Annotated in this window: 32 protein-coding genes and 3 pseudogenes; 21 read left to right on the forward strand and 14 right to left on the reverse strand. The window is 64.0% G+C overall.

Annotation, left to right across the window (positions count from 1 at the left end):
- Positions 1–472: 472 nt before the first annotated feature.
- From MFF54_RS22080 to MFF54_RS22105, 6 genes are all read left to right on the forward strand, one after another.
- Positions 473–793 (forward strand): GAF domain-containing protein, encoded by a 321-nt coding sequence (locus MFF54_RS22080; protein ID WP_238306416.1) that lies wholly within the window; start codon positions 473–475, stop codon positions 791–793.
- A gap of 3 nt (positions 794–796) precedes the next feature.
- Positions 797–1,435, forward strand: coding sequence for a response regulator (locus tag MFF54_RS22085; RefSeq protein ID WP_238306417.1), 639 nt, complete (start codon positions 797–799; stop codon positions 1,433–1,435).
- A gap of 43 nt (positions 1,436–1,478) precedes the next feature.
- Positions 1,479–1,664, forward strand: a complete 186-nt coding sequence (locus MFF54_RS22090; protein WP_238306418.1) for a LuxR C-terminal-related transcriptional regulator — start codon at positions 1,479–1,481, stop codon at positions 1,662–1,664.
- A 210-nt stretch (positions 1,665–1,874) separates the two neighbouring features.
- Positions 1,875–2,360: a peptidoglycan-binding domain-containing protein gene (locus tag MFF54_RS22095; RefSeq protein ID WP_238306419.1), complete on the forward strand. Its 486-nt coding sequence runs from the start codon at positions 1,875–1,877 to the stop codon at positions 2,358–2,360.
- Positions 2,361–2,386: 26 nt separating this feature from the next.
- Complete coding sequence (locus tag MFF54_RS22100; protein ID WP_465264233.1) at positions 2,387–3,049, forward strand: peptidoglycan-binding domain-containing protein; 663 nt, start codon at positions 2,387–2,389, stop codon at positions 3,047–3,049.
- Between the two features lie 859 nt (positions 3,050–3,908).
- Entirely contained in the window at positions 3,909–4,259 is a 351-nt protein-coding gene (locus tag MFF54_RS22105; protein WP_238306421.1) for a DUF421 domain-containing protein, read from the forward strand.
- Positions 4,260–4,775: 516 nt separating this feature from the next.
- Here MFF54_RS22105 and MFF54_RS22110 read toward each other — a convergent pair.
- The 8 genes from MFF54_RS22110 to MFF54_RS22145 all read right to left on the reverse strand — a co-directional run bounded on the left by MFF54_RS22110 (position 4,776) and on the right by MFF54_RS22145 (position 11,560).
- Positions 4,776–5,963: an SMP-30/gluconolactonase/LRE family protein gene (locus MFF54_RS22110; protein ID WP_238306422.1), complete on the reverse strand. Its 1,188-nt coding sequence runs from the start codon at positions 5,961–5,963 to the stop codon at positions 4,776–4,778.
- Positions 5,964–5,972: 9 nt separating this feature from the next.
- Positions 5,973–6,302, reverse strand: a complete 330-nt coding sequence (locus MFF54_RS22115; RefSeq protein ID WP_238306423.1) for an FmdB family zinc ribbon protein — start codon at positions 6,300–6,302, stop codon at positions 5,973–5,975.
- Between the two features lie 75 nt (positions 6,303–6,377).
- On the reverse strand, positions 6,378–7,532 hold the full coding sequence (locus MFF54_RS22120) for a glutathione-independent formaldehyde dehydrogenase (RefSeq protein ID WP_238306424.1): 1,155 nt from the start codon (positions 7,530–7,532) through the stop codon (positions 6,378–6,380).
- A gap of 441 nt (positions 7,533–7,973) precedes the next feature.
- Positions 7,974–8,366 (reverse strand): hypothetical protein, encoded by a 393-nt coding sequence (locus MFF54_RS22125; protein WP_238306425.1) that lies wholly within the window; start codon positions 8,364–8,366, stop codon positions 7,974–7,976.
- 121 nt (positions 8,367–8,487) lie between these two features.
- Positions 8,488–8,811 (reverse strand): hypothetical protein, encoded by a 324-nt coding sequence (locus MFF54_RS22130; RefSeq protein ID WP_238306426.1) that lies wholly within the window; start codon positions 8,809–8,811, stop codon positions 8,488–8,490.
- A 51-nt stretch (positions 8,812–8,862) separates the two neighbouring features.
- Positions 8,863–9,111, reverse strand: a complete 249-nt coding sequence (locus MFF54_RS22135; RefSeq protein WP_238306427.1) for a DUF6522 family protein — start codon at positions 9,109–9,111, stop codon at positions 8,863–8,865.
- A gap of 461 nt (positions 9,112–9,572) precedes the next feature.
- Positions 9,573–9,887: a GCG_CRPN prefix-to-repeats domain-containing protein gene (locus tag MFF54_RS27845; RefSeq protein WP_238306428.1), complete on the reverse strand. Its 315-nt coding sequence runs from the start codon at positions 9,885–9,887 to the stop codon at positions 9,573–9,575.
- A gap of 1,457 nt (positions 9,888–11,344) precedes the next feature.
- Positions 11,345–11,560 carry a hypothetical protein gene (locus MFF54_RS22145; protein ID WP_238306429.1) on the reverse strand — a complete coding sequence of 72 codons (216 nt, stop codon included), beginning with the start codon at positions 11,558–11,560 and terminating at the stop codon, positions 11,345–11,347.
- 457 nt (positions 11,561–12,017) lie between these two features.
- Here MFF54_RS22145 and MFF54_RS22150 point away from each other — a divergent pair, with 457 nt between their 5' ends.
- The 3 genes from MFF54_RS22150 (at position 12,018) to MFF54_RS22160 (ending at position 13,665) form a co-directional block, all read left to right on the forward strand.
- Positions 12,018–12,296 (forward strand): hypothetical protein, encoded by a 279-nt coding sequence (locus MFF54_RS22150; RefSeq protein ID WP_238306430.1) that lies wholly within the window; start codon positions 12,018–12,020, stop codon positions 12,294–12,296.
- Positions 12,297–12,536: 240 nt separating this feature from the next.
- Positions 12,537–12,746: a hypothetical protein gene (locus tag MFF54_RS22155; protein ID WP_238306431.1), complete on the forward strand. Its 210-nt coding sequence runs from the start codon at positions 12,537–12,539 to the stop codon at positions 12,744–12,746.
- Between the two features lie 409 nt (positions 12,747–13,155).
- Positions 13,156–13,665, forward strand: a complete 510-nt coding sequence (locus MFF54_RS22160; protein ID WP_238306432.1) for a hypothetical protein — start codon at positions 13,156–13,158, stop codon at positions 13,663–13,665.
- Positions 13,666–13,732: 67 nt separating this feature from the next.
- Here MFF54_RS22160 and MFF54_RS22165 read toward each other — a convergent pair whose 3' ends face one another.
- Positions 13,733–13,969 (reverse strand): hypothetical protein, encoded by a 237-nt coding sequence (locus MFF54_RS22165; protein WP_238306433.1) that lies wholly within the window; start codon positions 13,967–13,969, stop codon positions 13,733–13,735.
- A gap of 973 nt (positions 13,970–14,942) precedes the next feature.
- Here MFF54_RS22165 and MFF54_RS22170 point away from each other — a divergent pair.
- From MFF54_RS22170 to MFF54_RS22215, 10 genes and pseudogenes are all read left to right on the forward strand, one after another.
- Positions 14,943–15,524 carry a hypothetical protein gene (locus MFF54_RS22170; protein WP_238306434.1) on the forward strand — a complete coding sequence of 194 codons (582 nt, stop codon included), beginning with the start codon at positions 14,943–14,945 and terminating at the stop codon, positions 15,522–15,524.
- Positions 15,525–15,591: 67 nt separating this feature from the next.
- Positions 15,592–16,563: an alpha/beta fold hydrolase gene (locus tag MFF54_RS22175; RefSeq protein WP_238306435.1), complete on the forward strand. Its 972-nt coding sequence runs from the start codon at positions 15,592–15,594 to the stop codon at positions 16,561–16,563.
- An 11-nt stretch (positions 16,564–16,574) separates the two neighbouring features.
- Positions 16,575–16,739: pseudogene (locus tag MFF54_RS22180) on the forward strand (HAD family hydrolase); the annotation flags it as partial.
- Between the two features lie 66 nt (positions 16,740–16,805).
- Positions 16,806–17,471: pseudogene (locus MFF54_RS22185) on the forward strand (integrase core domain-containing protein); the annotation flags it as partial.
- A gap of 70 nt (positions 17,472–17,541) precedes the next feature.
- On the forward strand, positions 17,542–18,045 hold the full coding sequence (locus MFF54_RS22190; protein ID WP_238306446.1) for a hypothetical protein: 504 nt from the start codon (positions 17,542–17,544) through the stop codon (positions 18,043–18,045).
- 109 nt (positions 18,046–18,154) lie between these two features.
- Positions 18,155–18,661, forward strand: a complete 507-nt coding sequence (locus MFF54_RS22195) for a YidB family protein (protein ID WP_238306436.1) — start codon at positions 18,155–18,157, stop codon at positions 18,659–18,661.
- Positions 18,662–18,778: 117 nt separating this feature from the next.
- Complete coding sequence (locus MFF54_RS22200) at positions 18,779–19,765, forward strand: NAD(P)/FAD-dependent oxidoreductase (protein WP_238306437.1); 987 nt, start codon at positions 18,779–18,781, stop codon at positions 19,763–19,765.
- Between the two features lie 108 nt (positions 19,766–19,873).
- Entirely contained in the window at positions 19,874–20,116 is a 243-nt protein-coding gene (locus MFF54_RS22205; protein ID WP_238306438.1) for a hypothetical protein, read from the forward strand.
- A 263-nt stretch (positions 20,117–20,379) separates the two neighbouring features.
- Positions 20,380–20,514: pseudogene (locus MFF54_RS22210) on the forward strand (cytochrome P460 family protein); the annotation flags it as partial.
- Between the two features lie 58 nt (positions 20,515–20,572).
- Positions 20,573–21,661 carry an adenylate/guanylate cyclase domain-containing protein gene (locus tag MFF54_RS22215; RefSeq protein ID WP_238306439.1) on the forward strand — a complete coding sequence of 363 codons (1,089 nt, stop codon included), beginning with the start codon at positions 20,573–20,575 and terminating at the stop codon, positions 21,659–21,661.
- A gap of 760 nt (positions 21,662–22,421) precedes the next feature.
- Here MFF54_RS22215 and MFF54_RS22225 read toward each other — a convergent pair.
- From MFF54_RS22225 to MFF54_RS22235, 3 genes are all read right to left on the reverse strand, one after another.
- Positions 22,422–22,733, reverse strand: coding sequence for a hypothetical protein (locus tag MFF54_RS22225; RefSeq protein ID WP_238306440.1), 312 nt, complete (start codon positions 22,731–22,733; stop codon positions 22,422–22,424).
- A 17-nt stretch (positions 22,734–22,750) separates the two neighbouring features.
- A complete protein-coding gene (locus tag MFF54_RS22230) occupies positions 22,751–23,413 on the reverse strand; it encodes an SGNH/GDSL hydrolase family protein (protein WP_238306441.1) in 663 nt (220 codons plus the stop codon).
- Between the two features lie 381 nt (positions 23,414–23,794).
- A complete protein-coding gene (locus MFF54_RS22235; RefSeq protein WP_238306442.1) occupies positions 23,795–24,106 on the reverse strand; it encodes a hypothetical protein in 312 nt (103 codons plus the stop codon).
- A gap of 394 nt (positions 24,107–24,500) precedes the next feature.
- Between MFF54_RS22235 and MFF54_RS22240 the strand changes: the two genes are divergently transcribed.
- Together MFF54_RS22240 and MFF54_RS22245 are read left to right on the forward strand one after the other, a co-directional pair.
- Entirely contained in the window at positions 24,501–24,797 is a 297-nt protein-coding gene (locus MFF54_RS22240; RefSeq protein ID WP_238306443.1) for a hypothetical protein, read from the forward strand.
- Positions 24,791–25,099 (forward strand): hypothetical protein, encoded by a 309-nt coding sequence (locus MFF54_RS22245; protein ID WP_238306444.1) that lies wholly within the window; start codon positions 24,791–24,793, stop codon positions 25,097–25,099. Before MFF54_RS22240 ends, MFF54_RS22245 begins: the two co-directional genes overlap by 7 nt.
- A 185-nt stretch (positions 25,100–25,284) precedes the next feature.
- On the opposite strand, the gene MFF54_RS22250 is transcribed toward MFF54_RS22245, so the two are convergent.
- Positions 25,285–25,617, reverse strand: coding sequence for a Crp/Fnr family transcriptional regulator (locus MFF54_RS22250; protein WP_306423979.1), 333 nt, complete (start codon positions 25,615–25,617; stop codon positions 25,285–25,287).
- 6 nt (positions 25,618–25,623) lie between these two features.
- A partial coding sequence (locus MFF54_RS22255) for a cyclic nucleotide-binding domain-containing protein (RefSeq protein WP_506289941.1) occupies positions 25,624–25,857 on the reverse strand: 234 nt, incomplete at its 5' end.

The raw sequence follows: 25,857 nt of genomic DNA on the forward strand, positions 1-25,857 counted from the left end.
TTAAACCGAAAACGCTCTAGGGCAAGCACTATTGGAACGGGCTTGGACCCAAGCCCTGGCTCGCGCGTACACAAGTGGTCGAGGTGCTGCGCAGGGTCCGATCCATGGCTCTTCGCTGCCAAGCGACTGATCGCTCAGTGCCGGGAAACTCCGATGCCCAGCCAAGAGCAGATGATGAAGCGCCAGCGGGTGCTGGCCGACTTCGGCGAGTTCGTTCTGCGCAGCGAGAACCTTGACGCAGTGCTGGCCGAGGCGTGCCGTCTCGTCGCCGAGGCTTGCGGCATCACCCGCGCCAAGATCCTGGAGATCCAGGAGGAGGGACAAGCGCTTTTCGTGCGGGCCGGCGTCGGCTGGGATCCGGGCATTGTTGGTCAGCTGCGCCTACCCATGAGAGAGCGCTCCTCCGAGACCTTCGCGGTCAAGGAAGGCACGCCGATCATCACGCAAGACATCCGGAAGGAGGAGCGCTTCGATGGCCCCCAGATTCATGAAGGAGGCCGGGGTCGTCGCATTCGCCAACGTGCCGATCTGTCTACCGGGTCGGAAGGCTTACGGCCTGCTCCAGGTGGACGCGACCGAACCGCGCGACTTCGGCAACGAGGACACCGAGTTCCTGCGTACCTACGCCATCATCCTGGGGCAGGTGATCGACCGCCTGCAGAAAGTGAGTGCTCTGCGCCAAAGCGAGGATCGCTTCCAGCGCTTCGCCGAGCATTCGGCGAACGTGCTCTGGCTCGCAGACCTGAAGAGTGGACGCCTCGTTCACCTCAGCCCGCGCTTCGCGCAGGTCTGAGGCATGCCCGCCGAGGACATGCCGGACCTCGCGAACTGGCTCGCCTGCGTCCACCCGGAGGACCGCGACACCGCGGTACAAGCGATGGATCGAGTCGGCGGCGGCGAGACGTTCGTGTTGGAGTACCGCATCCTGCGCGCCTCAGACCAGCTGGTGCGCCGCATCCGCGACACCTTTTTCTCGATCCCGGGCGTTGACGGACGGATCCGGTCAGCGGTCGGGATCGCGCAGGACGTCACCGTTGACACAGGCCTGCGCGCCTACGTGGTCGCAGTTGGGGATGTCCCCCGGCGCGGCCTCGTCGACGATGCCCTGCAGGCCAGCGGTTACGAGGTGCGGGCTTTCGCGAGCGGTCAGGCCCTCCTCGAGATGGCGGGTTCGCTGAAACCGGGCTGCGTCGTGTTCAATCTGGAGGAAGCCAGCGACATAGTTGTTGCAAGCGAGCTGAAGGCTTCACGCGCGCACCTGCCCGTCGTGGCGGTCGGCGCGAGCGGGGGCGATGTCGGCTTCGGAGTCCGCGTCATGAAGGCTGGAGCGGTCGATTTTCTCGAACTCCCATTGGCACCGGAGGCGCTGCTGTTGACCGTCAAGACGGCGCTCGCAGAGATCCAGGCCGAGGCGGATCGGGCGCGGCAACGATAAGGCCAGTGCCCAGATCGCGGCTTTGTCGGGGCGTGAGCGCGCGGTGCTGGAGGGCTTGCTCGCGGGCAGGACCAACAAGACGATTGCCCGCACGTTGGGCTTGAGCTCGCGCACGATGGAGATTCATCGGGCCCGGGTCATGGAAGCGCTCGGCGCCCAAACCCTGCCCCAGGCCGTTCTCATAGCGACTGCAGCTGGCGTGCACCCTGCCATTCAGGATGGCGACTAGGCCACCCTCGGCAGTGGCAAAGCGACATCGAGCATCTCACAGGACAATCCGGACAGTACCGTAGGACTGACGCGGCTCCAACCTACTTGCGCGTTAAGTCACTCTCCGACCTAAAGAAACTACTGCCGACGGAAATTTCCTAGGGGATCTTCCGACTGAAACGTGTGCCGGCCGGGCCAGTTCGTCCCACGTCCCTAGCAGGAGAGACTCATGACATTAAAGCATGTCTTTCTCGCCAGCACGCTACTTACAGCGTTGGTTGGCGGGTACGCGCAAGCTCAGCAATCGTCCGTCAGCAACCAGCGCACGTCCCAGGATCAGTCAGAAGGACAGGGCACACAGATCTTCGTGAGCTCAGCTGGGGTGCGGCAGATCCAGCAGGCACTGACCCAGAAGGGCTACAGCACGGGCAATGTAGACGGGCGTTGGAATCCGCAAACCGCCTCGGCGGCGCGCAGCTTCCAGCAGGCTCAGAACATGGAACCGACCGGCACCCTCACCATCCCGCTCGTCTATGGTCTGAGTCTCGAGCAAGACATCATTACCGGCAATACAGGTGCGCAGGGGGCAGCCAAGGCAGTGATCAGGCGACCAAGCAGGCTGATAATCAGCGCATCGTTGTCGAGCGCGCGGATAGCCGCGGCACCCCGCTCTACGTCAGCCCAGCGGGCGTCAGGCAGATCCAGCAGGCCCTGAATCAGCAGGGCTGGAACACCGGCCAGGTGGATGGCCGTTGGGGGCCGACGACCGTGCAGGCCGCGCGCAGCTATCAGCAGGCGCATGGGCTCGAGCCCTCGGGACGGCTGGAGGTCGGCCTCATCGCTGCGCTCGGTTTGAGCGATCCGATCTTCTCGGCCGGGCACGGGACAGGCTCCCAGGCCGCGGGAGCGGCGCGGCCACAGCAGTCGCAGGCGGCCGGCCCGGGCGGTGATCGGCAGGTCGACAATCAGCGCATCGCCATGGAGCGCGCCGACAGCCCCGGAGAGCCGCTCTACATGAATGCCGACGGCGTGCGCCAGATCCAACAGGTGCTGAACCAGCGCGGCTATGCTGCCGGTCATCTCGATGGCAACTGGAACAACGACACGACGCTCGCCGCGACGCATTTCCAGCAGGCACAAGGGCTTGAGCCGACCGGCACGCTGACCACAAACTTGCTGGCCTCGATCGGCATGCCGCGCTGGGAGCGGGGCGAGTTCATGGCCGGCATGACGTCGAATGCGAGCGTGCCAGGCAACCCCAATCCACAAACCACCGGGACCGTCCCGCCTTCGCGCGGTTCTGGCTCGTCTCCTCAGGGCGCCGCAGAGGGCGGCTCTGTGAGGGCCAGCCCCTCCGCGGGACAGGGCAGTGGCGAAGGTCAGGGCGCGTCCGGCACGCGCTAGCCTAGCCTCCTAGCCAAGCCGAAACGGCGGGTTCGCGTCCTGCCGCGGCCGTAGCCTGCCCGGCCTTTGTGCCGGGCAGGCGCTTCCCCGGTTCCGTGAGGCGGTACCGCCTGCGCCCCGCCATCCTCTCTGGTGGAGGCCGGCTTTGGACCCGAGGACATTCCTTGCCCACCCACCTTTGCCGATCTGAACGAGGCCCAAGCCTGGATCAGTCACCGGTTTCCGTATCGATAGTCTGACGACCAGCGATCAGAAAGCGACCGAGACACAGATCGAGCCGAACCCTCGCTTCGAGATCACATGGTTGCGCACGCAGAATACCATTCTAGGCGCTGTCGGGTTGATCATACTCGCTGGTCTGCTTGGTGCGTTCGGCGACGGGTGGCTCTCGACAAGTTTCCGCAGTTTCTCAGCCGTACCGTTGATCGTCACCCAATAAACGCTTTCTACGAGTCAACGCACCGAGTGATATCATTCTCGCAGCCGCAGCTCCGCTGCCCACCAAGATCATCGAGATCGGTGTTGGGTCCGAGCTTCTTGACAGCGCTTCGATCACGACGACCCAACCGGGCTCAGCAGACGTCAGCGCGACCGCGGATGGTGTGACTTACCGCTTTGTCCTCGGCTCCGACCGGACCGGAACCATCAAGCTTCGGCTTGCTCCTCGGCTGCCGGGGCCGACAACCGCGGTTCTCTCGATTGCTGGCGAGCGGCAGTCGCTTCCCCTGTTCATCTATCCCTGAGGATTTGAAGACCACTGCATGAGCATCGTGTTGCGCGGCGTGCTGCTGTACCTTGTGGTTTTGATCCTCCTGCGGATCACAACGATGCGCATCATGCGCTCTGCTACCCCACTAATATGGCAGTAATTCTCTTCTTCGGTGGGGTCGCTGCGCCGCCAATTTTGGGCGATGATCGCTCAAGCATCGGAGCGGTGCTGGCTGCCGCAACGCTCGCAGGGCTTCATACAGCCCTCACACACCTCAAGCGTCTCTGGCCGACCCTCGGCATGGTCACGGAGGGCAATCCAGCGGTGATCTTCTCCAACGGAGAATGGGACGATGCCAAGCTGCACAGCAAGCGCGTTGACCCACGCGACGTGATTGCCGAGGTTAAGCAGAAGGGGTTGTGCGAACTGAGCGAGGTTCAATCAGCTATTGTGGAGCATAACGGCGCGATCACCATCGTGCCTCATGAAAAGGCCGACTAGTCACCGGCTCATGCATACTGGCGGCTCCCTCTGCGTGGCAGGCACTCATTCGTAGCACCGGCTCTCACGTCACGCCGCCCATGCCTCCTGAGCAGACGAAGCTGGCTACGGTTGATTGAGGCGCGGGCAATCTTCAAGGCAAGCCGAAAACGGGTCACAGCGTAGAGCTGCGGTCAGTCGATGGGCGACCTGACCGGCTGGCATCGGATCGGAATGATCGGGTAGAACCGAAGGAGTCGGACATGCGGCCAAGTCAGAAGATACTGCAACGAGGGTCCGATTTTGTGATTTGCACGCTGGAAGCGAACGAGTTGTTTTCGGCCAGGCTCGGTCGTTCGGAGCCAATCGAACTGCCGGTAAGCAGACCTTCCGAAGGCCAGAGAAGGGTGGCCCTGCAGCAACGGCGAAATGGCTGGACGAATCCTTTCGTTTGGATGGGTGTGCATGTGCCAAGCCCGCCGGGGCTCCGAGGCTTTCGATGACCACTTCCGAGCTGGTTGGTTCACCCGCTGTCAATCAGCGGTGCCGATGGCCGGACGGACTCGCTTTTTCGGCTTCACTGACGCCCCCCGTCCCCTCAATGCGCCACAGCTGCGTCTCGAGGCGCGGACCTGTCTCGGGCTTGAACCAGCTCATATCCTGAATGCGGGAGCTGGTGACGTAGATCGTCCCGTCGGGTCCCTCCGAGAACGTGTCGGGCCAGCGCAACCGCTTGTCCTGTACGAGCGTCGTGACCCGGTCCCCGTCGCGGACCTTAACGGCATCCTGCTCGATCGCGCTCAGATAGAGGCGCCCGCGCCGGTCGATCCACAGACCGTCGGTCGGCTCGGTTTCATCGGCACGCTTCACATGCGCTTCGAGATCCTTATCGGAAAGGCCCGGGTTCACCAGAGCATCCGTTTCGATGCGGTAGAGGGTCCGGCCGGTCAGGGCCTTCCAATAGAGGATGCGCCCGTCGGAAGAGAGTGCGATGCTGTCGGCGGCAAATTCGACGCCTCGCCCGTCGGTCCGGCGCAACGCCTGCCCATCGGCCTTCACCACCACATCCTTTTCCGGCTGAGTGCTCGGATGGCCGTCGAGGACGCGTCGAGCCCCGCCACGCTGCAGATCCACGACGACGAGCGCCCCTTTCGCGCCCGCATCGGTCAGAATGGCGTATCGTCCGTCCGACGATAACCGCACATCGTTCAGGTAGCTGCCCTGCGGTGCGACCCTCTCGTCAAAGGGGATCACCTGCGCGACCTTGTTCGTTCGAAGATCGATCCTGACGAGTTTGGGTCCTCCCTGCACGACAGGCGCCGTGGCCGGCGCGGCCGGATCAACTACCCGGAGATTGCCGTGCGCATCGGCCACGACGCTCTGGACGCATACGAAATGATCACCCGCCGACATCTGGGTCTTCTTGGCATTGCGCCAGGAATTCCATGCCTCGTCCGGATACGGTTTGACTTGGTACGGCTTGTCTTGGCCGTCGCGCGTGAGCTCGGCCACCGAGATCGGTGCGTCCTCCGTCCAACGCGGGAAGTTGACGAAGATGCGCCCGTCCGCTCCGATCGTTACCCCCGTGACCTGATGTTCGAAGCTGGCGACGAGCTGCAATCGAGCCGTGCTGCCCGACAACCGGGTGTTCTGCTGCTGGGCAAGGGAAGCGGTCGCCAAGAGCATCATGACAAGCGCGGCGGACGCGGCTGTTGATCTGGTCATGACCGCCTCTCATTGCCCGCTGCGCTGACTGGGTCCATGCGCCGTGAAAACCCTTCCACCGGCGGCGAGGGCGCCCGGAAGCGGCAGGCGGCGCATGCAGCAGCCGCAGTCAGCCGGATGGGCGGCCGCCGCTCGGCGCTGGTCGGTCGCACTCGCCTCGATTGCCGCGAAGGCGCCGCGGCGACGCGAATCGCTGCTGGCGATGGCCGGTGCGCTGAGGAAGGTCCGTGGCGCTCCGTCGCCGCATTCCGGGCAGGCACACGGGTCCTGAAACTGCGCCATCGGCCGCATCGCCGTGAACGGCCCGCAGAGTTCGCACTCGTAGTCGTAGGTCGGCATGGCGTCCTCGCGCTTGCGCCCGTCCGGCACATTCTGGATGACTCTGGCGAGCGGCTGTCCGCCCGGCCCGGCGGGTTATGCGGCGGGCTTGAGGATCACCTTGGTCCAGCCCTCGTCGCGCGCGTCGAAGTGCCGGTAAGCGGTCGGAGCCTCTTCCAGCGGCAACTCATGCGAGACGATGAAGGACGGTTTCGCGCGACCGGTCGAGATGAGGTCGCGCAGTTGCCGGTTGTAGGCTTTCACGTTGCACTGGCCGACGCCGATCGTCTGACCCTTGAACCAGAAGAGGCCGTGATCGAAAACGATCTCGCCCTGCTTGTAGAGCGGGTCCTGCGGGGCCGGATCCTGGGGCGTGAAGACGCCGACCACGCCGATGCCGCCGGTGAACTTCACCGACTTCACCAGATTGTTCATGGTCATATTGGGGTGCTCATGACCTTGCGGGTCGTGCGCTTGGTAGCCGACGCACTCGCAGCCGCGGTCGGCCCCGATGCCGTTCGTCAGTTCGAGCACCTGGTCCACCGGCGAGCCCTTGGAATCGTCGATCGGCAGGGCTCCGATCGAACCCACGAGTCGCAGGCGGTCAGGATGGCGGTCGACAACCATGACCATGCAGGCGCCCTTGATCATCGCCGCGTGGGCCGCCATCAAGCCGACCGGCCCGGCTCCGTAGATGACGATCGACTCGCCCGGGCGCAGGCCCGCGAGCTCCGTGGCGTGCCAGCCGGTCGGGAAGATGTCGGCCAGCATCACGTACTCGTTCTGCCGCACCTCCGCGTCCGGCGGCAGCTTCAGGCAGTTGTAATCGCCGTAGGGGACGCGCAGCAGGTCGGCCTGGCCGCCCCGATACGGCCCCATGTCGGCGAAGCCGTAGGCGGCACCGGCCATGTTCGGTACGACGCTGCGATCCGCCGTGGTCAGGCAGAACGCGCTCAAGCCGCGCTCGCAGTTCTTGCAGAAGCCGCAGCCGATGTTGAAGGGGATGGCGACCCAGTTCCCGACCTTCACCCGGTCGACGGCATCGCCCACTTCGACCACCTGTCCAAGGTTCTCGTGCCCGAACACGCCCCCGTGCGGGAAGTCGGTCCGGCCCTCGTACATGTGCAGGTCGGAGCCGCAGATATTAGTGCTCGTGATCCGCACCAGCACGTCGGTCGGCCTCTCGATCCGCGCGTCGGGCACGTCCTGCACCGCCACATCGTGCGGGCCATTGTAGACGACTGCTCTCATCGCGCTCTCCCGCCCTGACATCGCATTGGGATGGAGAGAATGTCATGCGGTCCGCGGCCGGACTATTCGGTGGTTCCCTAAGGTGATGTCCTAATCTGGTTCGAACCACCGCCAATCCTCGCGATTCACTCCCGTCCGGAGTGGTGGTGTCGATGAGCCGGCCGATGACCGACCAAAATCCTTCAACGCTGTGCTCCGCACCCTCTTCCACTTCGGCGGCATGGCCGAGAATGATGTGCTCCCAAGCTGACGCTCCGGAAGTTATGGAGATTTGCGCGTTTGGTAGACGCCTAAGCTGCAACGGAGGCGCACTTCAGCGGTTCGAACGGCGGAGCCGACATGCGGCTTTCGGCCAAGCTCAGTCGATTCGAATCAACCTAACTCCCGGCAAGCAGACTTTCCAGATGTCATGGAAGGGTCGTAAGCAGCCATCGTTGTCTTCTAGATACCGACGCTCGCCGCCCCGGCTTCCGCGGCTTCACGAACCGTAGCGCCGTTACGAAGAGCCTGAGCTATCGCTGCCGACACCATATCGGTAGCGTAGGCGCGTTCTTCTCCGTGATCGTAGGCGTTGTTACCCTCGCTTCCGAGCCGCGCGTGGTAGCTGTCGGGATAGTTTTTGTTCATCCGCTCCTTCAGCAGGGCGGACGCGGCGTTGTACTTCTGCTCGAAGCCACGGCCGGGGTAAGGGCCTCGACCCGATGAGGCGCCGTTCTCCACGGCGTCCGCCATCTTACGGCTGGCTTGCTCAGCTCGCGTTCCGGATAAAAGCCAGTTCAGCTTAGCCTTGAGCAGCGTGAGAAAGGACATTTGCGTACCGGTTTGGGCCATCATCAAAGGACGGCTTTCCAATCCGGTAGCATGCCTCGAACTAGGCGCGCTCATTCTTAAGTGAAGACGCTTTCGTATCCGGCCTCGTCGGTAGCTGAGGCTGGAGCAGCGGCCGCCGCCAGGTTCAGCGTTTGCTCTGACGTGCAGCAGAGATCCCCTTCCGTGCCGCCTCGCCGCCGCTCGGATCAAATGGTACGACCGGTCCACCGCAGCCGACGCACACGGATTTCGTCAGCCGCTCCGTGCGCTCTTGGCGGTTTCTGTCTGCGGCCTCTCGCCGGTTCGCATCCAGCTTGAGCCGCTTCTTCACCGCTTCCGCCATAGGCGTTCTGGAAGCGGCGCCCGTGGTTGCCGATGTCACAGTCTCGGCCGATTTCGCCCCGTTTAGAAACGATCCGGCGACAAGCGTGCCGACCGTCAGAAGGACGAGGGCGATCGTCAGGCGCATGGGTTGGCATCCTGCATTGCGGTATTGCTCAGTGGAAAAACTTCCGCCGGGTCAGTCGTTATCGGAGCGCTCGCTTATTAGCGTGCCCTTCGGACAGAAGACGCCTTGCCAGACAGCCTCACGGCTCTGGACCGTGATGCGAGAGCGGCCGGCATCGCTCTGACGGCCGCTCTCGACCCGGGTTCGAACAAGGCCAAGCCTCTGCTCTTCTAAAAGGCGAGGGAGCGAGATGCCCAGCTTGTCCGCGAGCTCACCGGGATCGACCAGCCACTCGCCGCGGACATTGCAATCGAAGCGCATGGGGGAGACCCTCCATCAGCTCGGCAGCAGATGCGGGGCTGAGTGCGACCATAACACACTTCCGGTTGCGGCCTACCGACCGGGACCAGACTTTCTCCAGCCAGAAGCGTTCGTCCGTCGATCGACCGCCTTTTGCGGATCAGGCTTATCGGCCACGAGACGCTTCACCCTCTCGTTGAAGTCCTCGGTCGAGACGGACGTCGCTCTGCCGTTGGTAGGGGTACGGGCCATCATGAGCCTCCGCATCGTTGCCCAGAGCAAGGGATTGCGCGGGGGGTAATTCCGAGATGGCTACGCTCAGGCCCGATTACGAGGGCAATCGGTGTCCGCTCTGACCTTCACCGACGATCGCCTGCTCGCCCGCTTCGCCAACCAGCTCGCGGTGCTCGGAGCTAACGCCCCAATCGCCTTGTCCCGCGCCCTCAACGACATCGGCTTCAACCCTTCTACCCCCTGGGGTCTCAGTACCCGTCATAGAACCGGCGCGGCCGATCATAGCCACCGCGGCCGTAGCCATAGCCATCGCCCCGATAGACCGGCCGATCGCCGTAGTAGCCGCGCGGTCCACCGTACCCGTATCCAGGGCCACGGTCGTTCGGACGGCAGTCACCAAACCGGTTCGGGCGCCAACCCGGACCACAGCCGCCGGCCACAGTCTCGATCAACTCTCTGCTCTGGATCGGACCAACACTCGTAGGCGCAGCGTTGGCCGCAGTTGCGATGCCAAGGCCGCCGGCAACTGCGACGGCCAAGCCGAGCACTTTCGCACGCATCATCGTAAAATCCTTTGGAACTCATCGGGCCTGGTAGAACGGCACACTTGGAGAGAGCTTGGGCTAAGGCTCCTGAACCGTGGCAGAGGAATGCTGTCACGCTCGTGACAGGTGGCCTCACCACACAATCTTGGCGCTAGTCCTCATCATCGTCGTCAGGATCGACAGATCTGTCCCGCCGATCGCGCGGCACCTCGTCCCGTCGCATGTCACGGCGCATCTCCCGCCGTTCGATGTCCCGCTCCCGCTGACCCCTTGAGCGCATGCCGACTGAGGGGCCATCGGGGCCGATCTCAAGACGCTGGCCGGACGCTGGGTCAGTGGCGAGCAGACCAACTGTGAGCACCGAGGATGCTAGTAGGGCCTTCATGATCGCCTCTTCGGATCGATGAAGGACCAACCGGAGGTGAGCGGCAGCGTTCCGCTTGATGCTCTGAGCCCCGAGCGCTCGGCTGGATGGCTCAGAGATCATCCGCCGCCGGCTCGCCGTTCACGGCGACCGGGACGCCGTTGGTGTCCTGCACTGGGTAGAGGACGGTTGCTGGATCGCAGCCTGATGCTCAGGATCCTTCGCGCCGTGTTGCAGGAAGGCTCCCAATTCGATCTGAGTTAGGTGACCGCCAGAGGGCCCGTTCCGCTGATGGACCACGAAGGCGCGGCCGTTCTCAGGCTCGCGTCCGAGAAACCAACAGTCCCCGTTTGGACTACGCTACAGCTCTCGTCTGTTGGTCATGGACCCGAGCTCCCCTGCTTGGCGCCAAGCATACGCCGGCGCGAGAAATCATGCGAGGGTACGAGAGAGGAAGGCTGGACGGCCCGAACCGGGTTCAGAGTCCAAACTAGGACACGGCCAGCATATGCACTGCCGCATCTCCGGATGTTCGCGCCGCCTTTGCCTGGGCCTCCATCCTGGCGGAAAATAAAGAGCGCGACAGTGTCATTTGTGTAAGATTTCTTGCTCAAAATCAGCAACCAATACGATCGTTCCGCAGATTTTCGGACCGCGGCCCGGGATCCTTCATGCCCTTACCTCCTAGGATGTACGAAGAGATATTGAACCGTTTCTGTCCGATATGTGGGGCCGATCACAAACGGAAGGGGATTTGGTTCAAGTCAATATCGAGGTACCGATGCGTTTCATGCAAAAATGCAATTACTATAAGCTATGATGAGAAATTGCAGCTCTTTTCTCATCACCTAAAGCTGCTAAGGGTCCTTCCTGTAGTATAGGCGCGAGTGCAGTGGACAGACCTTCGGGACGAGTTCTGCCCTGGAGATAGCGGCACCCTCTGCCTTTGAAGGCGATCCGGCCCTCAGCCGCGGTCGTGTGCTGATGTCAGCAGGCATGGGCGCGCTCCAACCGTGAGGTGCACCAACCGTTCACGGCGCCGTGAGTTGCCGGTCGGCGCAGCGCTCACACGGTTCGCGACGCATCCTGTTCGAGCATTGCTTGAGCGCGCTCAAACGTGCCTCGCGTCACCCTCGAAAGTTGCTGTGCGGACCCGAAGCGCCGCGAGCTTATCCTCGATCCTTCTGAGCGCGGCCTTGGCCGCGGCAGTGTCCAGCCCCTGATCGGTCAAAGCCGCGATGACCGAGACACAAGCATCCTGCTGTTCCTCCAGGTCTGCGATCTCCCTATTCAGGGCGTCGAGCCGCTCTTCCGCCGATCCTGCCATGATCTACCAGCTCCTCAGCCTCTCGAACGTCGATATCTACAGAGACCGCAAGGCTGCAGTTCCGCAAAGTCGTCGTCAGCGAACGTTCGTCGTTCCCGGGTTGAATGGCCCTTCTGGGTGGGCAGCGGAGCGTGGCTTGCCGCCCGCAAGCAGACATTCCGCCTTCGACTCATCTCGGTATTTGGAGTCCGTTTCACCCCAAGGTCGTTACGGACGCGGAACTTCGCCTTTCGAGAGCACACTATTCACGTTAGTCCTGCGCCGGCTCCGACGCCCAGCCCGGCAACGGCTCGCCGAACGCGAAGGCTGGAAGTTCGTGACGGGCTAGAGGGAATCCCTCGCCGTTGGGGGTATCTTTGTCGTCCAAGAAGGCGCACAGTACCCGCATCACCGGACGGATTGATCCAGGCTTCGGTGGCTGAGGGCCTGCGCCCCCGCCTGCGACGGACAGGCAGGCATGGCCGATCTTCTCAAGTTCCCCGCCAATTCACGCCCGCGGCACGTGCGCCGAGCCTATCAGGTGCATCGGTTCGTCAAGAGCGGCGGGATGCTAACGTCCTGCATCATCACGGCCCGCGACGACAGTGACGCCAAGCGGCAGGCGGCAGGCTTGATCGCGGGGAACCGTACTGAACTCTGGGCCAGTAACCGCCTCGTTGCCGTATTCGGCGCGTTCGAGAACCCGATTGCGAGCGCGATCCGGTTGCATGCGGAACGACCGACAACCGAACATTGAGGACGCCCCTGTCCGGCCTCACGACATTCCCAGGAGCGAGACCATGGCGACGGAAAAGAAGCGCGGCAATCGCGAGACGAAGAAGCCGAAGAAGCCGGTGCTTAAGATCAATGCCGCAGCGCCTTCGACGAAAGGCGCCGTCGTACTGCCATGAAGACCGCTGGGCGAGGCTGAGTCGGTGTTCGATCTCCATGGCGCTTCTGCATGAGAGAGCCAAGCCGACCGCGAATATGCCCGGTGATGCAGAAAATGATCGCACTGATTGTTCATATGTCGCAGTTTCCTGGCCTTTTGGAGCAAGGACAACTCATCGATCAACTTACGGATCTTGAAGCTGAGGGCATCGCCCAGGATGCGCCGTGGCGGACAGTTGAGGCGATCCGGGCAGCCCGGTTGAAGCTACGCGTCGAAGGCCTGATGGCCGGAACACCGATTCAGCGCGGTCAATGATGGACTGGACCATGCCCGGACACGCGTATGCTCGAAGTAGCTTCGCAGTCGACAACGGCCCGTGGGGCTTGAGAACTGGAACGTGCGCCTCCTCGCCTGATTGAAGGTAGAATACTGCGCCTTTCAGCGAAGAAAGATGTAAAAGTCATATTTCGCTCCCGACTCTTCGTAGCGTGCAATGGAACAAATCGAGGCTCAAGGTCGTTTTTCCAAATTAGCCGGGAGGCGCATTCTATGCGTGCCGTTAAAATGTCCTTTGCATTCTTCGGGCTCATAATTGCCCCGCTCGCAGCTCAAACTGCCGTCTCGCCACAGCACAGCCGTGCACAGTCGCCGAACATGCCGCAAGCGCATGAAACTGTGCCAGAGCGTGTTCGTCCACAGACATCGGTTGCAACCGAGACGGTGAATGAAAATGCCCAAGCGCGTGACGCAGCCAAGCAGCCCAACTAGGCCGGTGCTGCCGCCTTTTCCAAACTCGACCGCAGACCTGCCAATCGAGCGACGGGCTGAAGGATCGAGTACCGGGGGCGATATGTTGCCGATTGTCGACTCCGCCGCATCGACACTGTCCGAGCAGGCCGACACGCAACGTGAGACAGTCACACGCGCGGATCATGCATTCAGCCTCGCGGACCGGGCCATTGCGGACGAGGTAGCCCGGCACACGGGAGAGGAATTGGAGTGCAGCACGGGCCACGCATGTCCCGGTGCTCGGCAGCGCCGACGCCTCCGCATCGGTGCCGAGGTTTTTGACCGGATCGCTGCCATCGGCCGCCGTGAGAAGGTCAGTACAAGCACTCTGATTGAACGTATGCTCACAACCTGGGAGCGCCAGCGCCTTGCAGACGCTGAAGCTATTTCGCCGCACAGAGCAAGGGAGGACAACGACACCCATATCCCGCGTGGTTCGCTTTGAGGGAAGCTTTTGACTCTTCCGCGAATAGGAGCGGGGCCTAGGCCTTAAAACTACGAGGTGGCCGGCTTCACTGGGCCATATAGCCAGGCTGCCTTTCGCTGTAGCCCTGCTTTCTTGCCATGAGCTCACTCCCGCCATTGCCCAAAGCAGGCTGAGTCCGGCCGAAGCGGTCGATGAGCATGTGCGCCCGATCTGGCGAGATATGGTACTGATCCATGAGCCCGGTGATGATGACTGCGAGCTCTTCGCGAGTGCCGCTTTGCTTCGAGAAGGTAGCAACGAGTGTGTCAGCAGCCGACATCATTGTGAGATCCCGTTTAATCTCGGCCGCAGAGGGAAGCCGTGTGAGTCGTCCGAAGCATGTTTCCCGTTGCATGACATGTCTCCAGACGGCGCGGGCCGCGACAAGTCGCAGCCGCATATTTCGGATTGTTCCCATGGCCGAGTATGATACAAACATTTGATGCTGAAAATTGTTCCGCCGTCGCCGGAAAATCATTAGATCATCCCGAAAAATATATTTCCTTTTTTTACGACTTGCAAAACGCGGCCGTCGATGTGCTGAAATGCTCGAAAAATCGGTATTTCTCTGTCGTTCTGTAAAGATCTTTACATTTATGCAGATAAGGAACCGCGTCCGCTCTGCTTTTGGGCTGCCCGAAGGCGACCGTCGCAATTTGACCAATCCGAGTCGCGGGACATCATCGACCAAGGCACCACCCTGCGGACCTCTCTAGGGCCCGCATTGGGCCGGGACCCGGCATCCAGCCAGCGACCGTGATGGACTGCATCGTCCTCTCTATCGGCTTCCACTGCCCGTGATGGATAATTGCCTTATGGTGTGACCAAGCCGCCTTGTGACGGCGTTCAGTCTGCTCGAGGTGGCGCTTAAGGCCGTGTCGAAGCGTCTGCAAGAGTGTCGCTTGGAGCAACAAACGTTGCGATCCGATCGATTAGCCAAACAGATCCTGACTTATGCTAAACGCTGGCATAAGATCTCGGTTCTGTGGAACCAAATCACGGCTTGCTCCCTTCCCATAGGGTCGTGCAGCACGCGCCAGATGACGCTGCAGCGCCCGATATCCGTCGCGCTTTTGGCGGATCCCGATCCTGAACTCCATGGCATAGCTCGTTCCCGCAGCAGCGATGCTGCCGAAGCACGTGCTCGCATCCCGCACCTTGCCGTTTGGATGCAGTGTCCCGATCCCGTTCGCACCACAGGGCCCACGGCAGTCTCGCGCTGCCGCCCCGTTTCGTTCGATCCGAGGAGATTGACCATGCCGGTCGCGAGAATGCTGAGGCTGGCCGTGTCAGTCTGCCTGCTCAGCCACGCAGCTGCGGCTCAATCATCCGATGTCTCGACGCCCGCCACTGGGCGGCCGGCAAATCTCTGCCAGGAACTCGTCGCCTTCGTGCGTCAGCCGGCGGCCGGCACGCAGGCCACCGACACACCAGCGCGTCTAGCAACGGCCGTGTCGGCGAAGAACAGCGCCGACACGTCCGCAAAGCCCGCCGCGGACACGACGCCGCAGAACAGTTCCGGACAGAGCGGCCAGATAACCGCGTCGGGCCCGGGTGCCGCCGGCCCGCAGGGGCAATCGCAGAACGCGGCAGCACCTGCGGGCTCCACCGCCACTTCCGCGGGATCGGCGCGGAGCGGTTCGTCCCAGCTTGCGGACACATCGAAGCCCTCTGCCAAGATCGTGACGCAGATCGAAGCTGCTGCGCAGGCTAACGATCTCTCGGCCTGCCGGGCGGCTGCGCAGACCATGCGCCGGGCCGGCATCGTGATGCCCGGGCCGCTCCTGGCCCTCGCCGCGATGACGCCGAGGCTGCTGGAAGGTGCTCCCGCCCCGTAGCGGGCTCGCCCCCTCCGGTCCGCCATCTGATCGCGCGTACCCTTTCGCTCACACAGGATCACAACTCATGACAGACCGCCCAAGAACTTCCTGGCTGATCCCAGCGCTTCTCGGCTCCGCTGCCGCGCTGGGCGCATCCGCACTCTATGCGGTTTCGCGGGCCCGGGAGGCCGAGCGCCGAACGCCCCCGATCGGAGACTTCATCACCGTGGATGGCGTGCGCCTGCACTACGTCGAGCGCGGTCAGGGCGAGAGCCTGGTGCTCATCCACGGCAACGGCACCATGATCCAGGACTTCCTGAGCAGCGGCATCGTCGACAAGCTCGCCCAACGCTTCCGCGTCATCCTCATCGATCGCCCCGGCTACGGGTACAGCGATCGGCCGAGCGGCGTCTGGACACCGCGTGCTCACGCAACGCTGTTCCAGAAGGCTCTTCAGCAACTCGGCGTCACCCAGGCTGTGGTGCTCGGCCACTCCTGGGGGGCGCTGGTCGCCGTTGCCCTCGCGCTGCAGGCCCCGCACCTCGTGCGCAGCCTCGTCCTGGCTTCGGGCTACTACTACCCGACGCTGCGGGCGGACGTGGTTCTGGCGTCCCCGAGCGCGATCCCGATCCTCGGCGACCTCCTGCGCCACACTGTCTCACCCATGGTCGGGCGCGCGCTCCTGCCTGCAATGATCAAAGGCATGTTTGCGCCGGCCGCTATTCCCGAGCGCTTCGACCGGGAGTTCCCGACAGACATGATGCTGCGGCCGCTGCAGCTGCGCGCGTCCGCCGAGGATGCAGCGATGATGACGCCGGTCACGGTTGAACTGCAGAGACACTATCGCGACCTGGACCTGCCCGTCGCGGTCGTGGTCGGCGGCGCTGACCAGATCGCTGACGTCGGACGACAGTCGCAGCGGCTGCACGATGAATTGCCGAACAGCACGCTCATCGTGGTTCCCGGCATGGGGCACATGATCCACCACCTTGCGCCCGCACGGGTCGTCGAGGCTGTGGAACTGGCCTCGAAGCAATCCCGGGCCGCGGCCGCATGAAGGGGGCAGCGATGCGCGTCGAGACCTGCTTCCTGTTCGATCTGGACGGCACGCTCGTTGATAGCGTTCACCAGCATGTACTCGCCTGGGGCCAGGCGCTGGATGAGGAGGGGATCGCCTTGTCCGTCTCGCGGATCCACCGCAAGATTGGCATGAGCGGCGGCCTCTTCACAAACTGACCTGACCGGCTGGCTTTGGACCTGGCTGATCGAGAGAATCAGCCAGGACTGAGGGAGTCTGACATGCGGCGAGGTCAGAAGACGAGCGCGGAGCAGGTCGTTCTGAAGCTGCGCCAGATCGAGGCGCAGACAGCTCAGGGCAAGGGTTTGGCGTTGGCTCAGCTAAGGAGGCGGAGATCTCTGAGCAGAGTGCCTCACGCTGGCGCAAGGAGTACGGCGGCCTCAAGATCGATCAAGCCAGGAAGATGAAGGACTTGGAGCGCGAGGCTTCGACTTCGTGCAGGCTCAGACGCACGATGGGCGAAGCCTGCCCATCCTGACGAGCACAGCTGGGCGTGCCTCGCGCTGAAGGTGGCCCGGCGCATCGACAGCCTCGGTGAGATCGAGGCTTTGGCCGACGCCATGTGCCTGCACGGCATCCCGGAGCACATCCGCTGCGACAATGGCCCTGAGATGATCTCGAAGGCACTGCACAATTGGGTCGCTAAGACGGGCCGACAGATCCAGTACATCGCCCCGGGCTCGCCGCGGGAGAACGGGTACTGCGAGAGCTTCAGCGGTAAGCTGAGCGATGAGTGCCTGAGGCAGGAGATCTTCTACTCGTTGAAGGAAGACCGGATCGTGATCGGTCTATGGCAGAAGACATACAACCGAATTCGACCACATTCCTCGTTGGGCTATCGGCCACCCGCGCCTGTCAGCTACCCAGATCTGGCCTTCCGGCTACCCCGGGTCAGCGGCCATGCAGTAGCCTATCAATTGGCTCGGTCCGAAATACCGGTCAGGTCAGCTGAGCACCGTGGCCGGCGGCCTGGCGAACACGGCTGGCGGTGCGGTGCAGACTGCCGCACAGACAGCTGCTCCCACGCCGTCGAAGGTGAACGACCCGTTTTCCTCCATCAAGCAGTCGGTGCGTGGCGCGTCCGCTGGTCAGGACCCGGCTGCGGCGAAGGACGCGGCAGTGTCCGCGATGCGCACCGTCCTCACCGGCAACCAAGCCCAGGCTGACGCGGCGCGCAACCGCGCGGCCGAGGCTCTGGCGAAGGCGCAGAACATCCCGGTCGATCAGGCCAAGGGGCAGGTGCAGCAGTACGACCGACAATACCGCCAAGCAGCCGACAGCGCCAAGGAGCAGGCCAAGCAGGCGGCGGAGCTAACGCGGAGGGCCGTCTCCCGCGGCGCCCTGTTCGGCTTCTTTGCGCTGGTGCTCGGCGCCATTGCCTCGTGGTTCGGGGGCCGGATGGGTGCCGTTCACTCGACCGTCAAGGGCCTGAACCGTAGCCCGCTGCAGCGGCGGCCGTAAGCGGCGCCCGCCAGTCCGATTTCGGCGGCCGGCGCTCCGATCTTCCGGTGTCGGCCCTCACATCGAACGATGAAGGCAGCCTTCGCTGCCCCGTAACCGGAGGAATGACATGAGCGACGGCTACCCTTCGATGACGGCGCTGCTGGGCCTGCTCGCGATGGCTGGCTACCAGAACAGGGACACGCTCGCGGAGCTGCTCGGCGGGGCAGGCCAGGGTGCGCCGGCACCGTCCGGCCACGGGGCCGCGCCGGGCAGCCAGGACGGCTTGAGCAGAGCCCTGGGCGGAGGTCTCGGCGGCCTCCTCGGCGGCCTCCTCGGCGGCCTTCTAGGCAATCAGCGCAGTGCCGGGCCTGGCGGCTTCCTGAACAGCGGCCTGGACGAGATGCTGGAGCGCTTCCACCAAGCCGGGCACGGGCACGCCGCGCAGTCCTGGGTGAATTATGGACCGAACCAGGAGATCGAGCCGCACGATTTGGAGCAGGCCATCGGACCCGACGTACTGGCGACCCTGACGCAGCGCACTGGCTTGTCCCAGGACGAGTTGCTGTCGCGCCTCTCACGTGACCTGCCGCAGGCCATCGACCGGTTCACGCCGGACGGCCGGATTCCGGCCTAGCCAAGTCACGCATCCCCGCGGCCGAGCTCGGTATGACGCCGAGCGCCGGCTACGGCGGAACCGATGCAGACCACGGACGGTCAATTCAATGCGACTCCCTTCGGTACGGATGAGCGAATGGCAGAGCCTTGGTCGGTGGACCTCGACGAGCTTCTCGACTGCCTGATCGTGGGCGGCGGACCGGCCGGTCTGACGGCCGCGCTCTACCTGGCCCGCTTCGAGCGCCGCTTCCTCGTGGTCGATGCGGGGGATTCCCGCGCCTCCTGGATACCAACCAGCCACAACATTCCGGTCTTCGCCGACGGCATCTCCGGGCGGGAGATCCTAACCCGCCAGTGTGAGCACCTCGCGCGGTACGGGATGCGCGTCGTCGCGGGTGCCGTCAGGGCGTTGCGCAAGGACGAGCGTGGCTTCGCGGCTGGCATCGAGGCGGGCACAGGAGCCGTGCGCGAGGTGCGGGCGCGCCGGGTGCTCCTCGCCACGGGCGCGGACGACGTGGAGCCGGACCTGCCGAACCTGCCCGACGCGGTCCGACGGGGCCTCGTGCGCTACTGCCCGATCTGCGACGGCTACGAGGCCCGAGGCAAGCGCATCGCAGTGATCGGCCACGGCGACAGGGGCCTGGGCGAAGCGGTCTTCGTGGCCCGAACCTACTCCCGTGACGTGACCCTGCTGACGCTAGGCCAAGGCATAGACCTCGACGCGGGTGAGCGCGAACGCGTGTACGAGCACGGCATCAAGGTCGTCCACGAGCCGGTGGTGGACCTCGACATCGAGGACGGCAGGCTCACGCGGCTGCGCACGGAAGGTGGGGAGGAGCACCGCTTCGAGGTGCTCTACTCGGCGCTCGGGCTAAAGCTGCGGGCCGAGCTCGCGTTGGGACTGGGTGCCGAGCACGACGGAACCGGAGCCCTCGTCGTTGACGAGCACAACCGCACCACGGTGCCCGGCCTTTACGCCGCCGGCGGCGTGGTGCGCGGCCTCGACCAAGTCGTGGTCGCAATGGGCCACGGGGCGATGGCCGCTACCGACATCCATAATCGCTGCGAGTTGCCCACCGAGGAGGAGGTCGACGGGGCCGGACGGAGGGCGGGCCCGCCCTGAGCCTCCGTGGCAGTCCGGGATGCCGCAGGCGTCCCGCCCAACCACTTCCAGGCCTTCGGGGTTCTCTCAGGGCGCCCGTACAGCGAGGGCTTGGTCGCGAAGGGGGCCATGACCGTCGAGCGTGATCAGCTTTGCCCCTATTTGAAGCGGCTGCACGAGATGTTCGCCGACCGACCATTGTCGGACAGCCCGGCACTGGCTGAGGTGCTGTTCGACCGGCTGGTCGGATTCGAGGCGGAGGCCAAGGCCGGCGGGGCCTCCGCCGAAACGCTCGGTGCCATCTCAAACGCTCGCTTCATGGCCGGGATTGCCACTCTGCGCCTCTGGTTCCCGATGCCGCGGGGACACTGATGGAGAGTTGGCCACGGGCGTTCAGCACAACCCGCACTCCGGTTTTTAGTGGCCGAGAGCGAGACGCCGGAGGCGAGCGAGAAGCGCCGCGACAGCGTGGTTCGTTCGTCCGGCGAGACCTACCTCGACATCCTCCATAAGCTTGCGCCGGGCGCCGCTTGCGACCGCGTTCAGCCCGCCGACGCCGACACGGCGCTTACGCCTGGGGCCACCTCGGCCGGCTACAACGCGGTGTTCCTGACCGGCTCGAGGATGCCAAGGGCTATCCAGAGGCGGGCGGGTGGGGCTTCGGGCGCTTCGTCGGTGGTAAGCCGGTCGACGAGGCGCAACACCAAACCTGCTTCTCCTGCCACGAGGCTCGCGTGAAGGACCGCGACTTCGTCTTCACGCGCTATGCCCGCGTATGCTCCAATCGCCGGGCGTGTCCTGCCCAGCGGCTTGGTATACCATGGCCCTATGCGTCCGTTCCGTATCGGCTTCTGGATTGTGCCACCCGCCATAGGGGCGTTGGCCGGGCTGCTCTACGGTCTCATCTTCGAGATCGAGCCTCTGGTCTCCGCAATCCGGGGCGCCTTCATCGGTGCCCCCGTCCTACTGTATGAGCGCGGGCTCCTGTTTCAGACGTGGCGCAACCTAATCCGCCGAGCCGCGACCCCCATCTTCGTCGTGGCGACGCTCGCCACGTACATCGCGATGATCGCGACCGGGAATGCGGGTGCCGGGACGATCCTGCACCACGCCTTCGGCTACATGCCGAACCCCCGCGTCGCGATGCTGATGTCGGATGCCGGTCTCGCTTACGCGCTCGCAATCTCCGCTCTGGCCGCCTTCGTCTTTCGCGTTCGCGATCTGATCGGCCCGCGCGTCTTCGCGAACCTGCTGATCGGCCGCTATCATCGGCCGATCAGCGAGGAGCGCATCTTCCTCTTCCTCGACGTCGCGGGCTCGACCCGCTTCGCCGAGCGTCACGGGGATCTGGCGGCGCAACGCTACCTCGGCGCGATCTTCAGCGCGCTTGCTCTGCCGGTGCACCGCTCGCGCGGCTCCATCGACGATTACGTCGGCGACATGGCACTGGTGAGTTGGACGATGGATCGGGGAACGCGAGAGGCTGCCTGTCTGCGATGCGTGTTCGACTTCGCGCAGGTAATCGCTGCCGACGCCGAGCGATGGCTGGCAGAGTTCGGCCAGGTCCCGGATTTCCGTGCCGCGCTTCATTGCGGATCTGTCGTGACCGCCGAGATTGGGCTCGAGCGCCACAAGATCGCGTATTTCGGCGATACGCTGAACACGACGAGTCGTCTCGAATCCGTCGCCAAGGAACTTGGCGTCTCCATCCTCGTTTCGGGTGACCTGCTCGATCGGCTTGGCACAATACCGGACACCATCATCGTCGAGGATCTGGGCTCGCGTACCGTGCGTGGACGCCATGAGCCACTTCGTATCGCAGCCGTTCACAATGGCTCCAGGCCGAATTCCACAATACAAGACTTCGCGTTGCACGGCACCGAACCGAGCTCGCCTAAGCTCGACATTTCACAATAGTCGAGGCGATAGATCTTCATGGGATCCTCCCGGTTCGCGGGCGCCACATGTGATGATGGCGCCATGACGATGGTCAGACCGCTCGCAGGGCCTAAGCGCTGAGTCCGCTTCTCGGCTTGGAGCGAGGGTCCGGAAGTGGCGCGAAGCCGAACAAGACAGGGGCGAACTCCTGACCCCGTGCGGACCTTCCGTCGTGCTGGTTCGAATGTCCGCTCGGAAGGCAAAAGCGGACCTGAAAGCGGCGCGCGACGCCATTGCCGCGGTCGCCGGAACCCTGCTGGAGGAGTTCGGCCCGACCTATTGGGGGCAGCGAACAGGGAGGAAAGCCACTGAACTTGGATGCACACGGCGCGTAGTAGGCGGCAATTGAACCTTCGCATGCGGCGAGCGTGGAACGAGTTCCACGTCGAGACACAGGAGCTTCCCGACTTGAACCCATGTAGGGGCTCGACCCCAGCATCTTCGAGAATAGGAACGTCCTACATCACGACGGCGACGTTGTGCACGTGGCCAGCAACGACGGGTACACGGTCAAGCAAAATGGAAAAGGCGAGCTACGGGTCAGAACCATCGCTCAGGGTCAATACCCATTCGGTTGCACGAGTGTGAACAACAGGGCAGAGCCATTCGAGGAAAATCTGACTTCCTCGCCATGAGGTCAGTGAAGAAACTTGAAGTGACAAGCCTTTGTTGGGCGAACAAGCCGCTTGGCTTGTATCGAAACAGAAGCGCAAGTCCGCTTCTGTTGCAGCCTGGATCATCAGAGCAGCCTAGTTTGCAGTGATCGGATCACGATGGATTCCTGCCGGAAGCGGACCTCGAGCATCTGTCGATAGTCACTCCACCAACGCACATCCAGCTCGTCAGCCATTACCTCGAACACGATGATGTTGTCGTGTGTGATCTCACCCCCATCCTCCCACACGCCCTCGGCCGGGCCTCGGGTAAAAGCTGTCATTCCGCCGAACTGATCCGTGAGCTCGGATCTGACGCGCTTGAAATCCGCACCGGGGAAGGGAGCGCCCCCGTTGTTGGACAAAGGCAGGAGAATCTGGATCAGATAGGAAGCCATCGAACCGTCCAGCATTTTCAAGGGGCCGCCTGAGGCTGAGACGCTGCTGGCCGCGCCAATACTCGGCCGCGCCACGTACCGGGATCCAAGCTCATCAGGGCTGCGATCGCTTCAGCAATCTTCTGACCGCCGCGAGCGGACGGCTCGATCGGATTGGCGAAGTCGGCGTCTTCATCGCAGAGCACGCGGAGATCGATCAGGGGCAAGCCGCGCGCGAAGGCTTCCCGCGTGATGATGTCATTGAGCAGGCTGAGCGCCGTGGTGGTCAGGCGCCTGCGCTTAGGATCCGGATAGCGCGGATCGTAGATCGTGCAGATTGCAGTCGGCAGACCCCGCGCCTGAGCCGCATCCAGCATCTCGCGGTACGCGGCGCGGAAGTGCTCCCGCACCTCGGCCAGGAGGCCAAGCGCCTCGGACACCGATTGCGTTGGGCGCTCCAGCACCCCGGATGCACGCAGCGCGTCGTTCCCACCGACGCTGATGACGAGATGACTGGTCCCGCCCGGCAGCCGCTGGAGCTGCGTGACGACATCTCTGGTCACATGGCCATCGACCGCAACGAGACTTGCCTGCCATCCTGCAGGCAGCGCACCTCTGAGCTGGATGATGACGTCGGGGTTCCCGCGCACGTAGGCGGCGTTGTCAAAGACGGAGTCGCCGAGCAGTGCGACATGGGGCATGGTGAAATCCTGTTCGGCAGCAGCCCGGGCGCTCGGATCGGTGCAAAGCAGGGCCGCGAGAGCGAGAACGGTGTGCCGGGACAACGGCCTTGCACTGAGCGCAGCGGATTGCTGCCTTTGGTCATTGTGATCCCCTATGGGGCCACCTCGTCGGGGAATCCGTCGTGATGGCCTCGGCCTGCTGGCCTTAGGGGCAGGGACAGAGGGTGAGCCTCGCGTCATGAGCGTCGTCGGACGAACTGCAGAGTCCGTCCGTGACGATGACGGCGCGGGCTTATGCGCGCCGACGAGTTGTGAGGCGCTGGCTTCAGGTCGAGGTCTTGGCGGCCGCGCACGACCCACCCGCAGCTTGCGCTGGGCCCGCCGCGGCTGGGGTGAGGCCTACACACTCTTGCGGACGACGTGCTCGGGGCGCAGACCGTCCGGGGTCGGCGTGAGCAAGGGCGCGAAGACATCGTCGAGGAAGTCCGGTATCGGGCCGAGATCGACCCGGTCGCCGAGAACGCGGCGGGCCGACACAATCTTCTGGAAGGCCTGCCGGCTCGTGCCGGCGTTGCGGGCCACATCCTCCAGACGGCGCAGCTTCTCGATCGTCAGAATCGTTGCCGCAGCCGCTGGCTCCGGGCCGTCCTGCACGAGTTGCTGAACCAGCCAGGCCGTTTCAGAATCGATATCTGCGCGCTGCGCATCCATGTCGATCCCTTTCCGCGATGGATCTCTACCTCACCGCATAGAGTCGGAACCGATCTCCGGCGTTAACCTCGGTGAAGACCGCGGCTCCCTCGTCGAAAACGGTTCGAAACCGCACGTAAGGCCAGGCAGCCTTCCGCTTATTGCACATGTGAATGCGGGTGATGCGCCGCTCCTTACGCTCCGCATGTCGGCCTGCAGCGAATGGCTGGCCGGCGCCCTGCGGACTTCCGCCGTCTCATTCCCCCGATCTGGCGGAGTTCGCAGGGCATCGAGCCCGACTCAAGCCCGCACCAGCGCACCAGCGCATCTCGGTCCGCCGGTGCGGGCTCCTTCCCGGGCAGGGTGCAGAGCCCACGATCCAGACCCTGCCTCGGCCACGATCCTGGAGGAACCGATGAGGATCAGCCCCGCCCTGACGGCCGCAGCGGCCATTGTCATCCTGACCAGTGCCGCCGTCGCGGCTCCCTGCGCGATCGGCACGACCACGAACAGCCAGGGCCGGAACGAGACCGCCGACAAGAGTTCGAACACCGACAGGACGACGAAGAACCTGGCCGGTGGTGAGCATGCAGGAGCCCCGAAGACGGTAGGCGCCATGAACAATCTGGGTGCCGCCGAGCAGCCGAGCCCCGGCGAGAAGAAGCCGCCGGAAGGCCAGGTGATCCGTGGTCCGTCGAGCAACGATTGCTGAGACGGCGCACGCCCGACGCGGCCTTCGTCCTGTCCGGCCTGCCGCCTTCGGGCGTGTCGATCGTGGTGCCCTGCATGCCGTTGCCACCGCAACCTGCCGATGATCCGGTGATGCGCAGGCTGGTCGCGCTGATCCATGCGCCGCTGCCGAACTCGGCCCATCGTGCACGCATCTACCTTCTGGAGCAGCTTCACCTGCTGGAAGAGGAGGCGCTTGCGACCGGCGCCAAGCCCGAGATCCTACGCGCGATCCGATCCACGCAGGCCGTCATCCGATGCAGCGACCCGGTGATGGGCGCGTAACGGCGATCATAAGCTTTCCTGGCAAGGGCTCGGCGGCAATGTCCGACGCGCCGGATCAGGACTCCATCTCGCTCGCTGGGCTTCCGGGCCTCGCTGGTCAGGCGTTGCTCGGCCTGCGGCCGGACCACCGCAGAGGCAGAGTTTTCTGGCTCCTCCCGAGCGGGCAACGATCGAGAGCGCGGGAGTCAGGCCGGCGCCACGCTCCGATAGGGGCCGATCAGGCGCTCGTACTCCGCCTCCGCCTTGCCGTAGGTTTCGCCAGCCGCGGCCTCAAGCTTGGCACGGTCCAGCACGATGATGAGGCCGCGCTTGGCCCGGATCATGCCCGCTCCTTCCAGCATGTGGGTCGCGATGGTCAGGCTGGAGCGGCGCACCGCGAGCATCAGCGACAGGAACTCGTGCGTCAGGGGCAGTTCGTCGCCGTCGACCCGGTCGTGCGCGAGCAGGAGCCAGCGGGCGAGGCGTTCCTCGATCTTGTAGGCGCCGTTGGAGAGCGCGGTCTGCGACAGGACGAGCAGGAAGGTCTACATGTAGCGCATGAGCACGCCGGTGAGCGCAGGGCTCTGCCCCATCGCCGCGCGCAGCCGCTCAGCCTCGATGCGCAGCCACGTTCCCTCGATCTGGACCGTGGTCTCGTGCGGCGTGCGGTCGGCGCCGAGGACCAGGGCCGTGCTCACCATGCCCTCCCAGCCGAACAGGCCGACCTCGAGGCGCCGGGGCTCGCTCGTGTTCGAGATGATCGAAGCGAGCCCGCTCTC

Origin of the sequence: Methylobacterium gregans, assembly GCF_022179245.1 — a bacterium.
Taxonomy (GTDB): domain Bacteria; phylum Pseudomonadota; class Alphaproteobacteria; order Rhizobiales; family Beijerinckiaceae; genus Methylobacterium; species Methylobacterium gregans.